This window comes from Streptomyces sp. NPDC040622, assembly GCF_055593965.1.
In genome coordinates this window covers 27,558-42,976 of the sequence record NZ_JBVIXD010000008.1, presented here as the reverse complement: position 1 = coordinate 42,976, position 15,419 = coordinate 27,558, and the positions used below count along the sequence as shown (strand labels likewise).

14 protein-coding genes are annotated in these 15,419 nt (G+C 72.1%); 7 read left to right on the top strand and 7 right to left on the bottom strand.

Features of this window, described 5'->3' with window-relative positions; translation table 11 throughout:
* Positions 1-195 precede the first annotated feature (195 nt).
* Positions 196-705, bottom strand: a complete 510-nt coding sequence (locus ACZ592_RS23410) for a MarR family winged helix-turn-helix transcriptional regulator (RefSeq protein WP_471583556.1) — start codon at positions 703-705, stop codon at positions 196-198.
* 128 nt (positions 706-833) lie between these two features.
* On the opposite strand from ACZ592_RS23410, the gene ACZ592_RS23405 reads away from it, so the two are divergent.
* Positions 834-1,259, top strand: coding sequence for a Rid family hydrolase (locus tag ACZ592_RS23405; protein WP_471583555.1), 426 nt, complete (start codon positions 834-836; stop codon positions 1,257-1,259).
* A 289-nt stretch (positions 1,260-1,548) separates the two neighbouring features.
* Here the strand turns inward: ACZ592_RS23405 and ACZ592_RS23400 are convergent, their stop codons facing one another.
* Positions 1,549-2,106, bottom strand: a complete 558-nt coding sequence (locus ACZ592_RS23400) for a DUF3291 domain-containing protein (RefSeq protein ID WP_471583554.1) — start codon at positions 2,104-2,106, stop codon at positions 1,549-1,551.
* A gap of 368 nt (positions 2,107-2,474) precedes the next feature.
* Positions 2,475-4,985 (bottom strand): ATP-binding protein, encoded by a 2,511-nt coding sequence (locus tag ACZ592_RS23395; protein ID WP_471583553.1) that lies wholly within the window; start codon positions 4,983-4,985, stop codon positions 2,475-2,477.
* A gap of 482 nt (positions 4,986-5,467) precedes the next feature.
* Between ACZ592_RS23395 and ACZ592_RS23390 the strand changes: the two genes are divergently transcribed.
* The 3 genes from ACZ592_RS23390 (at position 5,468) to ACZ592_RS23380 (ending at position 9,993) form a co-directional block, all read left to right on the top strand.
* A complete protein-coding gene (locus ACZ592_RS23390; protein WP_471583970.1) occupies positions 5,468-7,333 on the top strand; it encodes an ABC transporter ATP-binding protein in 1,866 nt (621 codons plus the stop codon).
* A 206-nt stretch (positions 7,334-7,539) separates the two neighbouring features.
* Complete coding sequence (locus ACZ592_RS23385; RefSeq protein ID WP_471583552.1) at positions 7,540-8,352, top strand: maleylpyruvate isomerase family mycothiol-dependent enzyme; 813 nt, start codon at positions 7,540-7,542, stop codon at positions 8,350-8,352.
* 495 nt (positions 8,353-8,847) lie between these two features.
* Complete coding sequence (locus ACZ592_RS23380; RefSeq protein ID WP_471583551.1) at positions 8,848-9,993, top strand: serine hydrolase domain-containing protein; 1,146 nt, start codon at positions 8,848-8,850, stop codon at positions 9,991-9,993.
* Between the two features lie 46 nt (positions 9,994-10,039).
* Here the strand turns inward: ACZ592_RS23380 and ACZ592_RS23375 are convergent, their stop codons facing one another.
* On the bottom strand, positions 10,040-10,171 hold the full coding sequence (locus ACZ592_RS23375; protein WP_471583550.1) for a hypothetical protein: 132 nt from the start codon (positions 10,169-10,171) through the stop codon (positions 10,040-10,042).
* A 107-nt stretch (positions 10,172-10,278) separates the two neighbouring features.
* On the opposite strand from ACZ592_RS23375, the gene ACZ592_RS23370 reads away from it, so the two are divergent.
* Positions 10,279-10,629, top strand: a complete 351-nt coding sequence (locus ACZ592_RS23370) for a hypothetical protein (RefSeq protein ID WP_471583549.1) — start codon at positions 10,279-10,281, stop codon at positions 10,627-10,629.
* Between the two features lie 384 nt (positions 10,630-11,013).
* Here ACZ592_RS23370 and ACZ592_RS23365 read toward each other — a convergent pair whose 3' ends face one another.
* Positions 11,014-11,319 carry a DUF1330 domain-containing protein gene (locus ACZ592_RS23365; protein ID WP_471583548.1) on the bottom strand — a complete coding sequence of 102 codons (306 nt, stop codon included), beginning with the start codon at positions 11,317-11,319 and terminating at the stop codon, positions 11,014-11,016.
* Positions 11,320-11,507: 188 nt separating this feature from the next.
* Between ACZ592_RS23365 and ACZ592_RS23360 the strand changes: the two genes are divergently transcribed.
* Positions 11,508-12,410, top strand: a complete 903-nt coding sequence (locus tag ACZ592_RS23360) for a LysR family transcriptional regulator (RefSeq protein WP_471583547.1) — start codon at positions 11,508-11,510, stop codon at positions 12,408-12,410.
* 90 nt (positions 12,411-12,500) lie between these two features.
* On the opposite strand, the gene ACZ592_RS23355 is transcribed toward ACZ592_RS23360, so the two are convergent.
* Together ACZ592_RS23355 and ACZ592_RS23350 are read right to left on the bottom strand one after the other, a co-directional pair.
* Entirely contained in the window at positions 12,501-13,421 is a 921-nt protein-coding gene (locus tag ACZ592_RS23355; RefSeq protein ID WP_471583546.1) for an NADP-dependent oxidoreductase, read from the bottom strand.
* 55 nt (positions 13,422-13,476) lie between these two features.
* The gene (locus ACZ592_RS23350) at positions 13,477-14,106 is read right to left on the bottom strand and encodes an NADPH-dependent FMN reductase (RefSeq protein WP_471583545.1); all 630 of its coding nucleotides are present in this window, start codon (positions 14,104-14,106) and stop codon (positions 13,477-13,479) included.
* Positions 14,107-14,442: 336 nt separating this feature from the next.
* Here ACZ592_RS23350 and ACZ592_RS23345 point away from each other — a divergent pair, with 336 nt between their 5' ends.
* Complete coding sequence (locus tag ACZ592_RS23345; RefSeq protein WP_471583544.1) at positions 14,443-15,303, top strand: substrate-binding domain-containing protein; 861 nt, start codon at positions 14,443-14,445, stop codon at positions 15,301-15,303.
* The last annotated feature ends 116 nt before the right edge of the window (positions 15,304-15,419 follow it).

Sequence of the window (15,419 nt, the reverse complement as noted above, 5' to 3'; positions counted from 1 at the left end):
GTCCATGGCCGGCGAACCCGTGCAGATACCGATCGATCAACTCCGTCGCGCCTTCGACGCGGCACCCCGGCACGTCGAGGCGTCAGTCGGCGGACCGCGACGCTCAACGGGGACCTCTGGGCCAGCCACCACTTGGTGTGGCTTGCCGACGTGCTCCGGGCGATCGGCCAGGACGTTCCCTGACGGGCAGTTGGCTCAGCCGAAGTCGTCGGGGACGATGCGGAGCTTCTGCGCGATGCGGGCGAGGGCCTTCTGGTCGGCGGTGTTGAGCGAGTCGAGGACGGTGCGGCGTACGGCGTCCAGGTGGGTGGGCGCCGCCAGACGCACGATGTCGAAGCCGGCGTCGGTGAGTTCGGCGAGGGTGTAACGACCGTCGGCGGGGTCGGGTGTCCGCGCGACCCAGCCGCGCTGTTCACAGCGTTTGACGACGTTGGACAGCCGGGAAAGCGAGCCGCTGGCGAGAAAGGCGAGCTCTCCCATCCGCAGCGTGTGCCGGGGTGCCTCGGAGAGGTGGCTGAGGACGAGGTACTCGAACAGGGTCAGGCCGTGCTCCTGTCGCAGTGGCGACTCCAGCTTGGCGGGCAGCAGCAGGACCAGGGAGATCAACCCCGTCCACGCAGCCTTCTCCTGCTCGTCGAGCCATCGCAGCTCCTCGTCGTCCGTGTGTCCGCCCGTGCCGCTCATGAGCCCTCCCGTGCTGATCATGGAGCTTCCCGCCTGTCCGGCGAAGCTCGCCATTGCTTTGCGCTTGAAGTCATCGCTTGCTAGTTTCACTTTACGCGTGAAGTCATGCATGAGGACACGCACCCCTATGGACGGGAAGAGGAAGCATCATGAGCACCGTCACCTTCGGCATCACGCCGGGCTTCGGCGAGAAGCTGCACGAAGCCCTCGGATACAGCGGGGCCGTCCGCGTCGGCGATCGGGTCGAGACCTCCGGCCAGGCGGGGGTGGATGACGACCTGGTCATCCCCGACTCGCTGGAGGACGAGATCATCCAGGCCTTCGACAACGTGGAGCGCACGCTCGCCACGGTCGGCGCGACATGGAAGGACGTCATCCACGTCAACTCGTACCACAAGGTCGCACCGGGGGATGAGGCCATCGGTGACGACCACAACGCGGTCATGGCCGAGCAGTTCCGCCATCGCCTGGAGGGCCGTGCGCCGATCTGGACCGAGACCGGCGTGACGGTCCTCGGCCTCGCCGCCATGCGGGTGGAGATCCGCGTCACCGCGATCGTCGGCTTCGGCAACTGAGCCGCCACCTCCAGCTCTGGCCGGGCGCCGCGGGCGCAGGGGTGGGGAGGCCGGAGAGCGTCCGGTGGCATGTCGGTCTGCGCCGGGGGAAAACGATGCGCACCGGTCGGCACCGGTCGGCACCGGTCGGCATCGGACGAGGGAGGCGTCGTGGTCATCGCGTACAAGGGGTGGGGCCTGGTTCCGCAGTGGGCTCAGATCATGGCCGCGACAGTGGTGGTCATTTGTCTCGCCGTGGTCGTCGTGCGTCAGCGGCGGGACCGCTGACGCACGCGCTCCGGTTTCCTTGTCAGCGAACCTTGTCGCTCTTGGTCCCGATGTCCTTGACCCTGGCCGGAGTTCCGTCCGGGGCGAACGAGTGGTGGAAGGTGAAGGCGTCCGGCGTGGAGCCGTGGTCGCGGAGGTGCTCCAGTCTGGAGACCCCGTCCTGCCAGGTGGGTATCACGCCGTCGGCGACCCACCAGAACACGTAATTCGGGTTGCCTGTCCTCTCGAACCAGTCGTAACGCCTGTTGAGTGCCTCGCGGTGCAGACCGGTGTAGATGGCGTCGAAAGCGGGACGCACGCCGGTCCAGAGGGAGAGGGTCGCGGCCAGGGCGGTGGTTTCCACCGTGCGGCCCTTGTCGTACCAGGCCGGTACGGCGAACGTTCCCCATGCACCCCAGTCCGCCTCGAAGAGCAGCCCCCGGTCACCGTCCGCCGCTTCGGCATGAGCGAGGTATCCGGGATGCTGACTGATCTTCTGGTAGACGGCCCCACCGATGTCGTAGAACTCGCGCGTGAGAGGTGTGGAATCGGCGAGGGGTGACTTCAGGACGCCGAATGTGTACAGAGCAAGCTGGGACATGCGTCTCTCCCTGGTGGGGACTGCTTGGTGTGGGCCCGGTCCGGTGGCTTGCGCGGGGGCGGGGAGGCGTGGGGCGTGACCGACTCGTCCCGTCACGGCCGGCTCAGTCTGAAGGAACCCCCGTGCCACCGCGGCTGACCACCGGGGACGAGATGAAGGTAGCTGCCTCCGCGAGACGTGTCGATATTGCATTTTCCCTGCCCGCGTGGCTTCTTGAGCAGGTTCTTGCGGCAAATGGGGCAGCCGTGGAGGCTGCGGAGGAGCCGCGTCGACGGCTCCGCTCACGTGGGTGTGCCGGGGCGACGGGGCGGCATCGACCGGGTTCGCCGGCACCGGCAAAGGACAGCTGACCCCTCGGAACGGAGGAACTAGCGGGGAGGCGCGCCCGCCTCGATGTCCGCGATCAGCTGATGAATGAGTGCGGCGGCCGGCGGGCCGGCCACGGGGGTGACCGCGGGGGAGTCAGCGGTATCTCCGCCGGGCAACGCCGTTGCGCACAGGGACACGGCAGAGGCGTGTGCGGCGCCCGCCACCCCGACGGCTCCGGCGAGCGCTTTGTGGGCCCGGCGCCAGGCCCGGCTCCGGCGCCCCCGCAAGTGGTCGACGAGTGCCTGCGCGTACTGCGTCATCGACCGCGTCCAGAGGTCGTGCCGCGGGTGCGGTCCCGCCGAGGCGCGACGGACGCTGCGCCACGCGTCGGCGGGTCTGACCCTGACCTGCGCCACGGCCAGCAGCGCCCAGCTGACGGCCACCGGAGGACCGTGCTCCGCGTGCACGGGAATGGTGTCCGCCGCCTCCCGCAGATGCTCGATGGCCCGCTCCGTCCTGCCCTCCTCCAAAGCGAGTGCGCCCAGCACGTGCGACACCCGCCCGACCGTGGCGTCGTCGCCCGACAGCACCGCCACGCGCCAGGCCCGGCCGAGGAGTTCGGCGGCATCCGGGGAGTCGGTGCACACCGCGAGCCAGCCGGCCAGCCACAGTGCCTGCCCGCACACGCGGGCTTCGGGCCGAACGAGCGGCAGCAGCCGGTGGAGCAGGGCGCGTCCCTCTTCGGCACGACCGCACACCGCCCACCAGAACCACAGGTCCACCGCCACCGTGAGGGAAGTCGACGCCTGGTCGGCGTCGCCGGGCTCCCGGGTCACCGCGGCGCGCAGATTGGCCTCCTCCTCACGGACGAGCGAGGCGGCCCTCCCGTGCAGCCCCGTGCTCCACAAGTGGTGGGCGGTGGAGGCGACATGGCCGTACCAGTACAGATGGCGTCCGGTGACCGCGGCCGTCTCCCCGGCGGACTGCAGCCGTTCGGCGCCGAACCCGCGGACCGCGGCGGGCATTCGGTAGCGCGGAGGGAGAACCCCGCCGGGATCGCGGACCGGCTCCACGACCGAGGCGAGGACCAGACGGGCCAACGCGGCCGGCACGTCCTGGGCGGCCAGCCCGCCGCCCGCGCACACATAGGCCGCGGCCTCCTGGTCGAAGCACCCGGTGAACACGCTCAGCCGGGCCCACACGGTTCGTTCCGCCGTGCCGCACAGCGCGTACCCGGCGCCGACGGCCGCGCGCAGCGACCGGTGCCTGCGCAGGGGTGCGTCCACCACACCGAGCCAGCCCTGCCCCGATTCCAACATGCGGGCGAGCTGCGCCAGCGGATACTGCGCCGCCTGGGCCGCGGCCAACTCGACGGCCAACGGCACGCCTTCGAGCCTGCGGCAGATCACCTGCGCGAGGCGCAGCTCCTCGGCGTGCGCACCGCGCGTGGGGTCGTGACGCCCGCGCAGCGGATCGCGGGCGCCCGCACGGCGCCGAGCGGCACGTACCCGGTCCAGGAAGAGGGTGACGGCGGGGCCTGGGGTGGTGCCCGTCCCCGTCCCCGTGCCGGTGCCGGTGCCGGTGCCGGTGCCGGTGCCGGTGCCGGTGCCGCTGCCGGTGCCCGTGTCCCTGCCGGGGCCGGTGTTGGTGCTGGTGCCTGTGCCCCTGCTAGGGCCTGTGCCTGTGTCGGCGTCCTCGCCACTGTCCGGGCCCGCGCCCTCCCCGACGTCCAGCGGCCCCAGCCGCAGCACCACCTCCTGGCCGAGACCCAGCGGATGACGTCCTGTAGTCAGGACCCGGACCTCCGGCGCCCCTTCGAGGAGCGCCCGGACGAGCCGCACGACTTCGCCCCGTACCGGGTCGAAGTCGTCGAGCACCACCAGCATCCGCCGCGACCGCAGCCGAGCCGCGAGCTCCGCGACGCCGTCCGGCGCGGGGCGGGGGCCGTTGCCTCCGTCGACCGCCGGGTCGGTGGCCCCGCTCCCGCCGACCCGGCGATCGACGGCTCGGCTCCCGTCGGCTGCTGGGTGGGGGCCGTTGCCCGAGTGGTCCGACGAGTGGAGCCCCTTGCCTTCATCCTCCTCCGCCGGGTCGATGGCCTTGCCCTCGTCGCCCGTCGAGTTGGCGGCTCTGGCTGCGTCGACCGCTGGGTGGGAGCTGTGGCCGCCACCCACTGGGGGGTTGGTGGCTCTTCCCTCGTCGACCGCCGGGTGGGGGCTGTTGCCCGCGTGGTCCGACGCGTCGGCGCCCTTGCCGCCATCGTCCGCCGGGTCCGCCGGGTCCGCCGGGTCCGCGGGGACCGCCGGGTGCGCGGCCCCGCTCCCGCCCACCACACCTTCGCCGTCCATCGCCTCCACCACCGCCTGCACGACCGACCGCCGCCGCGACGGAGCGCCGCCGTCCCACCAGCGCACCCGCACCACTCCGTCCTGCATCGACCCGGCCACCGCGGCGGCCGCGTGCTCCGCGAGCAGGCTCTTGCCGACGCCCGCGCCGCCCACCACCGTCACCAACCTGCCCTGGGCGAGCATCCTGCGGAGTGCGGCCAGCTCATCCGCTCGTCCGACCATGCCGCCCCCGGCGCCCCGCCCGGCCGCCGTCAAGCCTGCCGCAGTCGGCCTCCCGGCCCCTTGAACGGATCGTTCCGGCCTCCCGGTGGCCTCCGCGTGACCCCGTACTCGCACACCCACCAGCTCCCGCTCGCCTGCCTCACCACCGCGAGCCTCGCCGCCCGCCCCGTGCCGCCGACCCGGTGCAGAATCGTCACTGCACCGCATGCGGCTGATCGGCTAACTCCGCTGGGACACCCGGGGTAGTGAAGCGTCGAGCCGAATCATGCGGGACAGCTACGCGTCGCATCCCTGTGCGGGTCCCGGGCGCGTCAGTCAGGTGGATCACGCCGCACTGCGTCCTGCCAGACGTGACCGACGCAGCCCCCACCTCAAGACCCACTCCAAGATCCTCTCCAAGACCCACTCCCGACGGGACCGCCACCACCGCCGGGTCCGCCCCCGATGCCAAGGCGGTCCAGGCCGCGGACAAGCCCGAGCGGCTGCCCGCGAAGGAAACCTGGCGTGCTCTCTACCGCCACTTCCGCCCGCACCGCGGTGTCGTCGCCCTGGGTGCCTTCCTGACGCTGATCGGCTCGGCGACCGGGCTCGCGCAGCCGCTGGCGGCCAAGTCGCTCGTGGACCGGCTGGGCGGCGACGAGTCCATCACCGGCGTCCTGCTGCTCCTCACCACGCTGGTGGTACTCGGCACCGCGATCGAGTCCGTGGGCGCGTACGTTCTCGAGCGCACCGCCGAGTCCGTGGTGCTCGCGGCCCGGCGCACCCTGATCGGTCGGCTGCTGCGGTTGCGCCTCGCCGAGGTGGAGCGGACCCAGCCGGGCGACCTCATGTCGCGTGTCACCTCGGACACGACGTTGCTGCGGGCCGTGACGACGCAGTCGGTGGTCTCCGCGGCCTCCGGCGGTCTCACCTTCCTCGCGACGGTCGTGATGATGGGGCTGATGGACCCGGTGCTGCTCGGCGTCACGCTGGGCGTGATCGTGGTGATCGGGAGCGCGGTGGCGCTGGTCATGCCGAAGATCGCACGGTCCACGCAGCGGGCGCAGGAGGCGGTGGGCACGATCTCGACCGCTCTGGAGCGGGCGTTCGGCGCCTTCAGGACGCTGAAGGCCTCCGGCGCCGAGCAGCGCGAGTCGGCCGCGGTGGAGGCCGCCGCGCAGGAGGCGTGGCGGCACGGCGTGCGGTCGGCGAAATGGCAGTCGGTGGCGTGGAGTTCGGTCGGCCTCGCCGTGCAGGTGTCGTTCCTCGCGGTGCTCGGGATCGGTGGCGCGCGGGTCGCGTCGGGCGCCATCTCCGTCTCGACGCTCGTGGCGTACCTGCTCTTCCTCTTCTATCTGATCGACCCGGTGTCGCGCCTGGTAGAGGCGGCCTCGCAGTACCAGGTGGGGTCGGCGGCGATCGCGCGGATCGTGCAGGCGGAACGCCTGGAGACGGAGGAGCTGGAGACGAGCGAGATGGGGGAGACGGGTGAGGCAGAACAGACGGGCGAGGCAGAGGAGACGGACGGGGCAGAGGAGACGGACGGGGCAGAGGAGACGAAGGAGATAGGTGCGACAGTCGCGACCGAGGGAGCGGGGGCGGGCGTGGCTGGTCGCACGGCGACCGGCGCGGCCTCGGTCACCTTCGACGACGTGAGCTTCCGCTACCGCGACGACCTTCCCCCGGTCCACCACGGCGTGAGCTTCCACGTGCCGGGGCCGGGCATGACCGCGTTCGTCGGGCCTTCGGGCGCGGGCAAGACGACGGTGTTCGCCCTGATCGAGCGGTTCTACGAGGCGACGGGCGGCCGGGTCCTCGTCGACGGCAAGGGCGTGCGGGAGTGGCCGCTGGCGCGGCTGCGGGCGGCCATCGGGTACGTCGAGCAGGACGCCCCCGTACTCGCGGGCACGCTCCGCGAGAACCTGCTCTTCGCGACGCCCGGTGCCACCGACGCCGAGATACGGGACGTGCTCGCGCGCGCCCGGCTCGACGCGGTGGTCGAGCGCCTGCCCGAGGGGCTGGACACGGTGGTCGGCCACCGGGGATCCAAACTGTCCGGCGGCGAGCGGCAACGCGTGGCCATCGCCAGGGCGCTGCTCAGGAAGCCCCGGCTGCTGCTCCTCGACGAGGCGACCTCGCAGCTGGACGCGGTCAACGAACTCGCGCTGCGGGACGTGGTGGCCGAGGTGTCCCGCGAGGTCACGGTCCTCGTCGTCGCCCACCGCCTGTCGACGGTGACGCTGGCGGACCGGATCGTGGTGATGGACGCGGGCAAGGTGCGCGCGGTGGGCACGCACGCAGAGCTGGTGGCGGCGGATCCGTTGTACGGCGAGTTGGCGGCGACCCAGTTCCTGGCGACGTCGGCATGACCGACGGACCCACGCCTCCCCGACCAGCTCCTCCGCGACCGGCTCCTCAGCGACTCACACCCCCGCGACCGACACCCCCGCTGCCACGGCCCTCGATGCCGGTTGCGTCGCGAGCCCCGGGTGGCCGCTTCGCTCCCCCTCCGTCCGTCCTCAACAGCCCCTGGTTCGTGCCCAGTACCTTGCGTCACGTGGTCTACCGTGACGACATGACGAGCCCGAGCCGCAGCACGGTCCACAACCGATTTGCCGACCGAATCATCGACCAGACAGCCCTGTTGACCGAGTCCATCGCCGGCGCCGATGCCACCGCCCCCGTGCCGGGCTGTCCCGGCTGGACCCTCGCCCACCTGCTGCGCCACGTCGGCGGCACGCACCGTTGGGCCGAGACGGTGGTCCGCACCCGCGCCACCGGCCCCGTGCCGGACGAGCAGGTCAACCTCGTCACGCCCCAGGCGGACGACGACGTTCCCGCGCTCTCCGCCTGGCTTACGGAGGGAGCGGCCCGCTTCGCCGACACGCTGCGCGAAGCGGGGCCGGAGGTCCCGGTGTGGACCGTCGCGCCCGGCGGCACCCCGCTCTTCTGGGCCCGTCGCATGACGTACGAGACCGTCGTCCACCGCTTCGACGCGACGGCGGCCGTCGGCGGGACGTACACCCTGGACGCGGACGTCGCCCTCGACGGCCTCGACGAGTGGATCGAGTTCAGCACCCTGCCCCAGGCCTACGAGTCGGAGGACGTGTACCGCACGCTGCTCGCCCCCGACCGCACGCTCCACTTCCACGCGACGGATGCCCCCGAGGGGGCGGGGGAGTGGCTGATCGACCTGACCGAGGCGCCGGTCACCTGGACCCACGCGCACAAGAAGGCGACCACCGCGGTACGCGGCCCGCTGACGGACATGCTCCTCCTCCTCTACGGGCGCCGCACCCCGACCCCCGCCGACGGCATCGAAGTCCTGGGCGACGAGGTGCTGTTCACCGAGTGGGTGAGGGGCGCGGGAGCCTGGCTGCGCCGGTGACTCGGGCCGCCGACCGGCGGCCCGTGGCCCGAACTTGAACTCCTCCATGACGCGGCGCCCCTTTCGGGGCGCCGCGTTCCCTCGTCGCGCACGCAGACGCGGAACTCCGACCGCCGTCAGCAGCCGTGCGCCGAGCCCTCCTCGCAGGGAGCCCCCCCCTGCCGAGGTGGGGTTGTCCGTACCCCGCGTCAGGGGGGCCTCTCCATGGTCCGGCGCTGTCTCCACATGGCTCAATGATCACGGGACGGGCGCACTGCCCGGCCATCCGGTCGACATCTCAACGCCCCGGACCCACAGGGGGGTTGGGTGCGGTCGGACGTCTTCCAGCGATGTGAGGCAACCACCATGACGCAGCTGCGAAACGCCACCCCTGACACCCCTGACACCCCTGACACCCCTGACGCCCCTGACAGCCGTGACACCCCCGACGGTCGGGACATCCGGGGCGACCGCCCCCGCCCCGCTTTCACGCGCCGCAGGGCCACCCTGGGGGCCGTGGCCGCGATCGCGGTCACGGCGACACTGGCGATGCCGGTCTCCGCCGCGTGGGCCCAGTCCGGTTCCGTGCCGCCCGGGTACAGCCGGTCCGACCTCCAGAAGGGGCTGGACGACATCGTCCACAAGGGCGGAGTCGTGGGCGCCGAGGGTACGTTGGTCGACGGCAAGGAACGCCGCTCCGCGCGCAGCGGCACCGCCGAACTCGGCACCGACCGGCCGATGCCTCGGCAGGGCTACTTCCGCATGGGCAGCAACACCAAGACCTTCGTCTCGACCGTCATGCTGCAACTCGTCGGTGAGGGGCGCATACGCCTCAAGGACACCGTCGACCGGTGGCTGCCCGGCGTGGTCGAGGGCAACGGCAACGACGGCAGGCGGATCACCGTGCGGCAGCTGCTGCAGCACACCAGCGGCCTGCCCGACTACGACGACAGCCTGCCCGTCTTCGACGAGGACGAGTTCCAGAAGCACCGCCTGGACCACTACGAGCCGCGTGAACTGGTCGACCTGGCCCTGCGGAACCGCCCCCTCTTCGAGCCCGGCAAGGGCTGGGGCTACTCCAACACCGGTTACATACTCGCCGGGATGATCATCGAGAAGGTGACGGGACATCACTGGAGCGACGAGGTCCGTACCCGGGTCATCGAACCCCTCGGCCTCAAGCACACGTTCTCCGCAGGATCGCGCACCGGCCTGCCCCGGCCGCACGCCAAGGCCTACCAGCAGTTCGAACCCGGGGGCCGGCTGGTCGACAGCACCGAGGTCAGCATGACCTGGGGCGGCTCGGCGGGGGACCTCGTGACCACCTCGAACGACCTCGCGCACTTCTGGCAGGGGCTCCTCGGCGGCAAACTGCTCGCGCCGCGGCAGATGGCCCAGATGCTCAAGACGGTGCCCGCCCCCGAAGAGGGCAGCACGGTGGTCAAGGAGTCGGCGGGCCTGGGCATCTTCCGGACGGAGCTCAGCTGCGGAGGCGGCTACTGGGGGCACGGCGGGACCACGCTCGGTCACCTGAACGCCAACGGCTTCGTGGACAAGGGCAAGAAGGGGGTCATCGTGATGCGCTCGACCAACCTCAACGACGAGCGGCGCGACGAACGCACCGAGCGGCTCATCGACGACGCCCTCTGCGAGAAGAAGTAGGCGCGCATGCGGAGCCGTTGATGTGAGGCGGGTCGGCGGTGGAGCCTCAGCGGTGCACGGTGGGAGCCGCGTCCGTCACCGCCGTGCGGATCAGCTCCAGGAGTGCGGGGTCGCCGTCCAACGAGCTACCCAGAAAGCTCAGTTCGGGGTCGACCGCGGTGCAGGCCGCGGTCGGCATCTGCCCCAGCGCGTTGGCCAGGCAACCGACCGCCGCTCGCGCCTCGGTGTCGCCGGACGCGGCGCGGGCGCGAGGAGGCTGTTGTTGCTGTTGTTACGCTGAGGCGCATGTCTTCCGTACTTGTCGTCGGGTACGACCCCAAGGCCCTGCCCGGCACCGACGCCGAGGTCGTTCTGGCAGCCCTGGACGAGGAGTTGAGCCGGTTTGGCGAGCGCGGCATCGATGCCGCGATCACCGTGGTGTCGTTCGGCCGGGAGGCCGAGGCCACGCTCGTCGCGTCGCTCACCGAACGACCCTGGGACGTGGTGGTCGTCGGCGGCGGCATCCGCAAGACCGAGGAACTGCTGCTGCTCTTCGAGCAGATCGTGAACCTGATCCGGCGTCACGCGCCGCAGGCGGCCATCGCGTTCAACAGCGCTGCCGCCGACAGCGTCGGGGCGGCGGAACGCTGGCTCTGAGACCCGTGGCAAGTGGGGGCTGTCGTCCGCGCGGCCCACGGCGAGGCCGCGGCCACCCGGGCTCTGATCGAGGTGTTGCTGCCGGCCCGGCAGATGGAGTACGACCACGTAGTCAACGGACTCGCGGCCGTCCACCGGGCCGGGCCACTCACCGCGGACGCGGTCGCGCCGGAAGCACGCGGCCGCAGACGGCGGGACGATGGAAACCTCCGAGACCGAAGAAGCCACCACGGGCTCATGGCCGAGTGCGACGAGCGGGCACGGCGACGCCCTGCCCGAGCTTTCGGGTGAGGGCAGCGCCTGCGGCTCCTGCGGTGCCTGCCGTGCCTGCGGTGTGGCTCGGCGGCCCGCTTGCGCATGCTCAGTGACGGCTGGGACCGTCCGTCAGCCGATGCCGTCGATGATGCGGAAGTCGCGTTCGACGCCGTCGGGGAGGGCCACCAGTGCCTTCCGGTACGCCTCGCTCTCGTAGGCCGCGACGGCCTGTTCGAAGCTGTCGAACTCGATCAGAACGACGCGTTGCGTGATGCCGGCCTCGTGGGCGACGACTCGACCGCCCTGGGACGGGATCCGGGAGAGGACGCGCCCGCCCCCGGCCCGGACAGCCGGACCGGCCAACTCGTCGTAGGCGGTCAGGTTCTCGGGTCCGGAGTTGGCGGGGTAGACGCTGACCCAGTAGCCCTTGGCCATGGAAACCTCCTGTGTTGGGCCGGACACGTCCGACTTCGAATCGACACGCGGATCGATCGCTGCCGGCGACGGGTACCGCGGCCGGTTGAACCGCCATAGGCGCAGGTTAGAGCTTGATGTGCGGTCGAGGGAAAGACCGGTCCGGGCTAGGGTCAGCACGGATCGTTATCAATCGGCAGGGAGGACACGTGGCGCCGGACACGGTGAGCCTGCGGTACTTCCTGGTGCTGGCACAGGAGTTGAACTTCACCCGCGCCGCCGCACGGATCGGCATCGCACAGCCCGCGCTCAGCTCCCGGATGCGCCGATTGGAGGCGGAACTCGGCACGGCCCTGCTGGCCCGCAACACGCGCAGCGTCGTATTGACCACGGCTGGTACGGCTTTGGCGGAGTCCGCGCCACCCGCGCTGGCGGCACTTGACCGGGCCTGGGACACCGCCCGGAGCGCGGCGGCCGGTGAACTGGGCACACTGCGTATCGGACACAGCCTCAGCACCGGGGCCGAGACGGTACCGGCCCTGGTGGACAGGCTGATGCGCGGAAACAGCGGACTTGAGGTCGGTGCGGTCCCGATGGCGACACCGGAGATCTCCCCCGCGGTCGCCGACGGCCGCATCGATGCCGGGATCACCCGCGGTGAACAGCCGGGCCGTGGCGTGCGCCGGTTCCTGCTGCGACGCATGCGCGTCGGGGTCCAGTTGGCGCAGCACCATCCGCTGGCCGAACACCCGGAGATCGAGCTCGCCGACGCGGCCGCGTATCCGCTGCGACTCCCGGACCGAGCGGCCAACCCCGTGATCCACGATCAGCTTTCCGCACTGTTCCGAGACACCCGGCCACACCCCCGGTTCCACACGCCCGCGGTCTCTTTCGACATGTCTCAGCACGACCTGCGCGACGGGGTCACCCTCGCCCCGGCCGGAGAAGCCGCGCTCGCGGCGTCTCCGGCCGGTCTCACCTGGCGACCGCTGCGGGGCGCGCCCGGCCTGACGATCCACCTGGTCCTCCCACGCGAGCAGTCGCCGCTGCACCATCGCACGCGTGCCGTCGCCGAAGCCCTGGCGCACGAGCTGCGCTGGCTGCCGGACTGACGCGCGAGAGGCCGGCAAGACGGACAAGCGGGCATCAGGGCTCGGTTCGGGTCGTCAGCGCACCACGGTGGCGGGGACGACCGGAGCCCGTCAGCCGACGGTGAGGACGACCTTGCCGCGGCCGTGCCCGGTGGCCACCAGGCGGTGGGCGTCCGCCGCGCGTTCCAGGGGGAACGTGGCCCGCAGGTGCACGTCCACCGCCCCTTTCTCGTACAGCGCGGTGAGTTCGGCGAGGCGGGCCGCGGACCGGGCGCCGCCCCAGTCGGGCAGGCCGAGGCGGGCCGCCTCCTCCGTGGCGACCATCGTGATGACACGGTCGCGGTCCTTGGCCACGGCCACCGCGGCCCGCAGTCCCTCCGGGCCCGCCGCGTCGAGCGCGGCGTCGACGCCTTCGGGAGCGACGGCCCGGATCCGGTCGACGAGGCCTTCGCCGTACGTCACCGGGATCGCGCCGAGCGCCCGCAAGTGGTCGTGGTTGCGCTCGCTGGCCGTACCGATCACGGTGGTGGCGCCCCACGCCCGGGCCAGCTGCACCGAGAAGGTGCCGAACGCTCCGGCCGCGGCGCCGACGAGGACAGTGTCCCCGGGGCGCACGCGCAGCCGGGTGAGGGCCAGATGGGCGCCCTGGCCGTTCCCGGAGAAACCGCCCGCCACGGTCCACGGCATCGCGGCCGGCTTGTGCACCAGCTGTTCGGCGCGCGCCACTGTGTACTGCGCGTATCCGCCGAGCAGGGAGTAGCCGAGCACCTCGTCGCCCGTGGCGAAGTCGCCCACCCTGTCGCCGATCCGGTCCACGACGCCCGCGAACTCGTTGCCGGGAACGACAGGGAACCCCGGCTCGGCCCCCGGCGGCAGCCGGCCCTCCCGGACCCCCAGGTCGAACGGCTGCACACCGGCGGCCCTCACCCGGACGCGCACCTCACCGGGCCCCGGCTCCGGAACGTCGAGTTCCGTCGGCCGGAGCACCTCGGGCGGTCCATGGGCGGACAGCGCGGCAGCGGTCATACGCATGGCGGTGACAACTCCTTGATGTGTGTGTACGGGGGGGCAGGGGAGTGGCGGGTGGTCAGGTGGCGTAGGGGCGGGCCGCCTTGCCTTCGCGCAGGGTGCGGCCCCACCAGGTGAGCTGGTCGAGCATCGTCTTGGCGGCGGCTTCCGGGCCCGTCGGATCGGCCGGCTCGCCGGACGCGTCGAAGCAGGCACTCGCGCCGTGGAAGCTGACGGTGTCCCGCACCGTCACCGCGTGCAGCTCCGCGAAGACCTGCCGCAGGTGCTCGACGGCGCGCAGGCCGCCCGAGAGCCCGCCGTAGCTGACGAAGCCCACTGGCTTCGCGCGCCATTCCGCGTAGTGCCAGTCGATGGCGGTCTTCAGCGAGGCGGGGAAGCTGTGGTTGTACTCGGGGGTGATGACGACGAACGCGTCGGCGGCGTCGATGCGCGAGGTGATCCCGGCTGCCTGCGGGGCGAGGCGCTGGGACAGCGTGTCCGAGAGGCGCGCTTCGGCCAGGTCGATCACGTCGATGTCCAGGTCGGAGCGGTGCGCGGCCTGCCCGGTGAACCACCTGGCGACGGTGGGCGCGAAGCGGCCCTCCCGGACGCTCGCGACGATGACGGCCACCTTCAGGGGCTCGCCGTTCGCCGGGCCGCGCCCCGTGTCGGCCCGCTCGGCGGTGGTGATCTGCTGGACGTCGCTCATGGCTGTCTCCTCGGCTCGTTGTTGCCGTCCTCCGGCACCGACGAAGCTACGAGGACGGTCCCGGCCACCGCATCTGTCGCGCGACCGGGATCGGTACCTGCGCAGGGACTAGGACGACCGGCCGAGCCCGCCCCGGTCGTCCGGCAGATGCACGGACGGTAAGCGCCTCCGTACCGTCGCCCGCAGGACGGTCGCAGGCCGCACCCCGGGTCCCCGCGGGGGCGGCCGGGTGGGCGGCGCGCGTGATCGGCCCGTGTACTCCGGGGTGCGCCCGGGCAGGTAGCACCGGAACGGCCACGGCAGGGCAGGCCACGGCAGGAGGAGGAGTCGGACATCATGGCACAAGACGCGGCCCGGGACTGGGAGTTCACCGACGACCGGGATCACCTGGTGAGGAGCGCCCATCGCCCGTCCCGGCCGGTCGCCTACTTGCCGACCGGCGCGGCACTGCACGATCACGGCATACACCCGGCTGGTGTCTTCGGCTCCGCGCACGACGACCCGGCCCGGCCGGATCCCGCCAAGGCCGGCGCCCTTCCGGCGGACCTCCCTTACTTCGGTGCCGGTTCCGCACTCGACCTGGACGCCCTTCTCGCGTCCGGCCCCGACCTGGTCGTGGCGCTCACCTACGGCGGCGGCCAGGTCTACGGCATCGACCCGGAGGCCGCCAAGCACCTGGAGGAACAGGTCCCCCTGGTGGTGCTGGACGTCGGCGGCGGCCGCAGTCTCGCGGGCATCAGGGACCGCCTCACCGCCCTCGCCCACAGCCTGGGCGCCCCCGCGTCGCCCGACGCGGATGCCGAACTCGTCGCCGCCGAGGCCCGGTTGACCCTCGCGGCTGCCGCACCCGTACGGCCCCGCGTCCTCGCCCTCTCCCCGGCCGGGCCCGACTCCGTCCATCTGGCGCGCCCGTACGCCTGGCCCGACCTCGCCGCGCTCGCAGGCCTCGGCGTCGGCCTGGTCGACCCGGCCCCGGGACAGGGTGCCAACTGGGCCACGACGACCTGGACCGAGGCGGCCGCGCTGGAACCGGACCTCGTCCTCATCGACGTCCGCAGCAACGCCGAACCGCTGGGCGACGCCCTGGGGCCGGGCGTCCCCGCCCTGCCCTGGAACCCCGAACTGCCGCCCAGCACACAGGAACACACCCGTTTCCACATCGCGATCGCCGAGGCGCTGGAGGCCGTGCAGCTCTGAGCGCCGGCTCTCGGCGCGGGGGCCCGGGGGTCGGGGGCCAGGCCTTCCCCCCCCCCCCGCCCCCCTCCGCTTTCTCCCCTACAAACCTCTTTCCCCCCCCGCACCCAGCGCTTTGG

Coding starts and splice junctions, on each gene's coding strand:
- ACZ592_RS23405 (WP_471583555.1), top strand. CDS start 834: ATGAGCACCGTCACCTTCGGCATCACGCCGGGCTTCGGCGAGAAGCTG.
- ACZ592_RS23350 (WP_471583545.1), bottom strand. CDS start 14,106: ATGAGCGACGTCCAGCAGATCACCACCGCCGAGCGGGCCGACACGGGG.
- ACZ592_RS23385 (WP_471583552.1), top strand. CDS start 7,540: ATGACGAGCCCGAGCCGCAGCACGGTCCACAACCGATTTGCCGACCGA.
- ACZ592_RS23400 (WP_471583554.1), bottom strand. CDS start 2,106: ATGTCCCAGCTTGCTCTGTACACATTCGGCGTCCTGAAGTCACCCCTC.
- ACZ592_RS23410 (WP_471583556.1), bottom strand. CDS start 705: ATGATCAGCACGGGAGGGCTCATGAGCGGCACGGGCGGACACACGGAC.
- ACZ592_RS23355 (WP_471583546.1), bottom strand. CDS start 13,421: ATGCGTATGACCGCTGCCGCGCTGTCCGCCCATGGACCGCCCGAGGTG.
- ACZ592_RS23395 (WP_471583553.1), bottom strand. CDS start 4,985: ATGGTCGGACGAGCGGATGAGCTGGCCGCACTCCGCAGGATGCTCGCC.
- ACZ592_RS23345 (WP_471583544.1), top strand. CDS start 14,443: ATGGCACAAGACGCGGCCCGGGACTGGGAGTTCACCGACGACCGGGAT.
- ACZ592_RS23365 (WP_471583548.1), bottom strand. CDS start 11,319: ATGGCCAAGGGCTACTGGGTCAGCGTCTACCCCGCCAACTCCGGACCC.
- ACZ592_RS23370 (WP_471583549.1), top strand. CDS start 10,279: ATGTCTTCCGTACTTGTCGTCGGGTACGACCCCAAGGCCCTGCCCGGC.
- ACZ592_RS23375 (WP_471583550.1), bottom strand. CDS start 10,171: ATGCCGACCGCGGCCTGCACCGCGGTCGACCCCGAACTGAGCTTTCTG.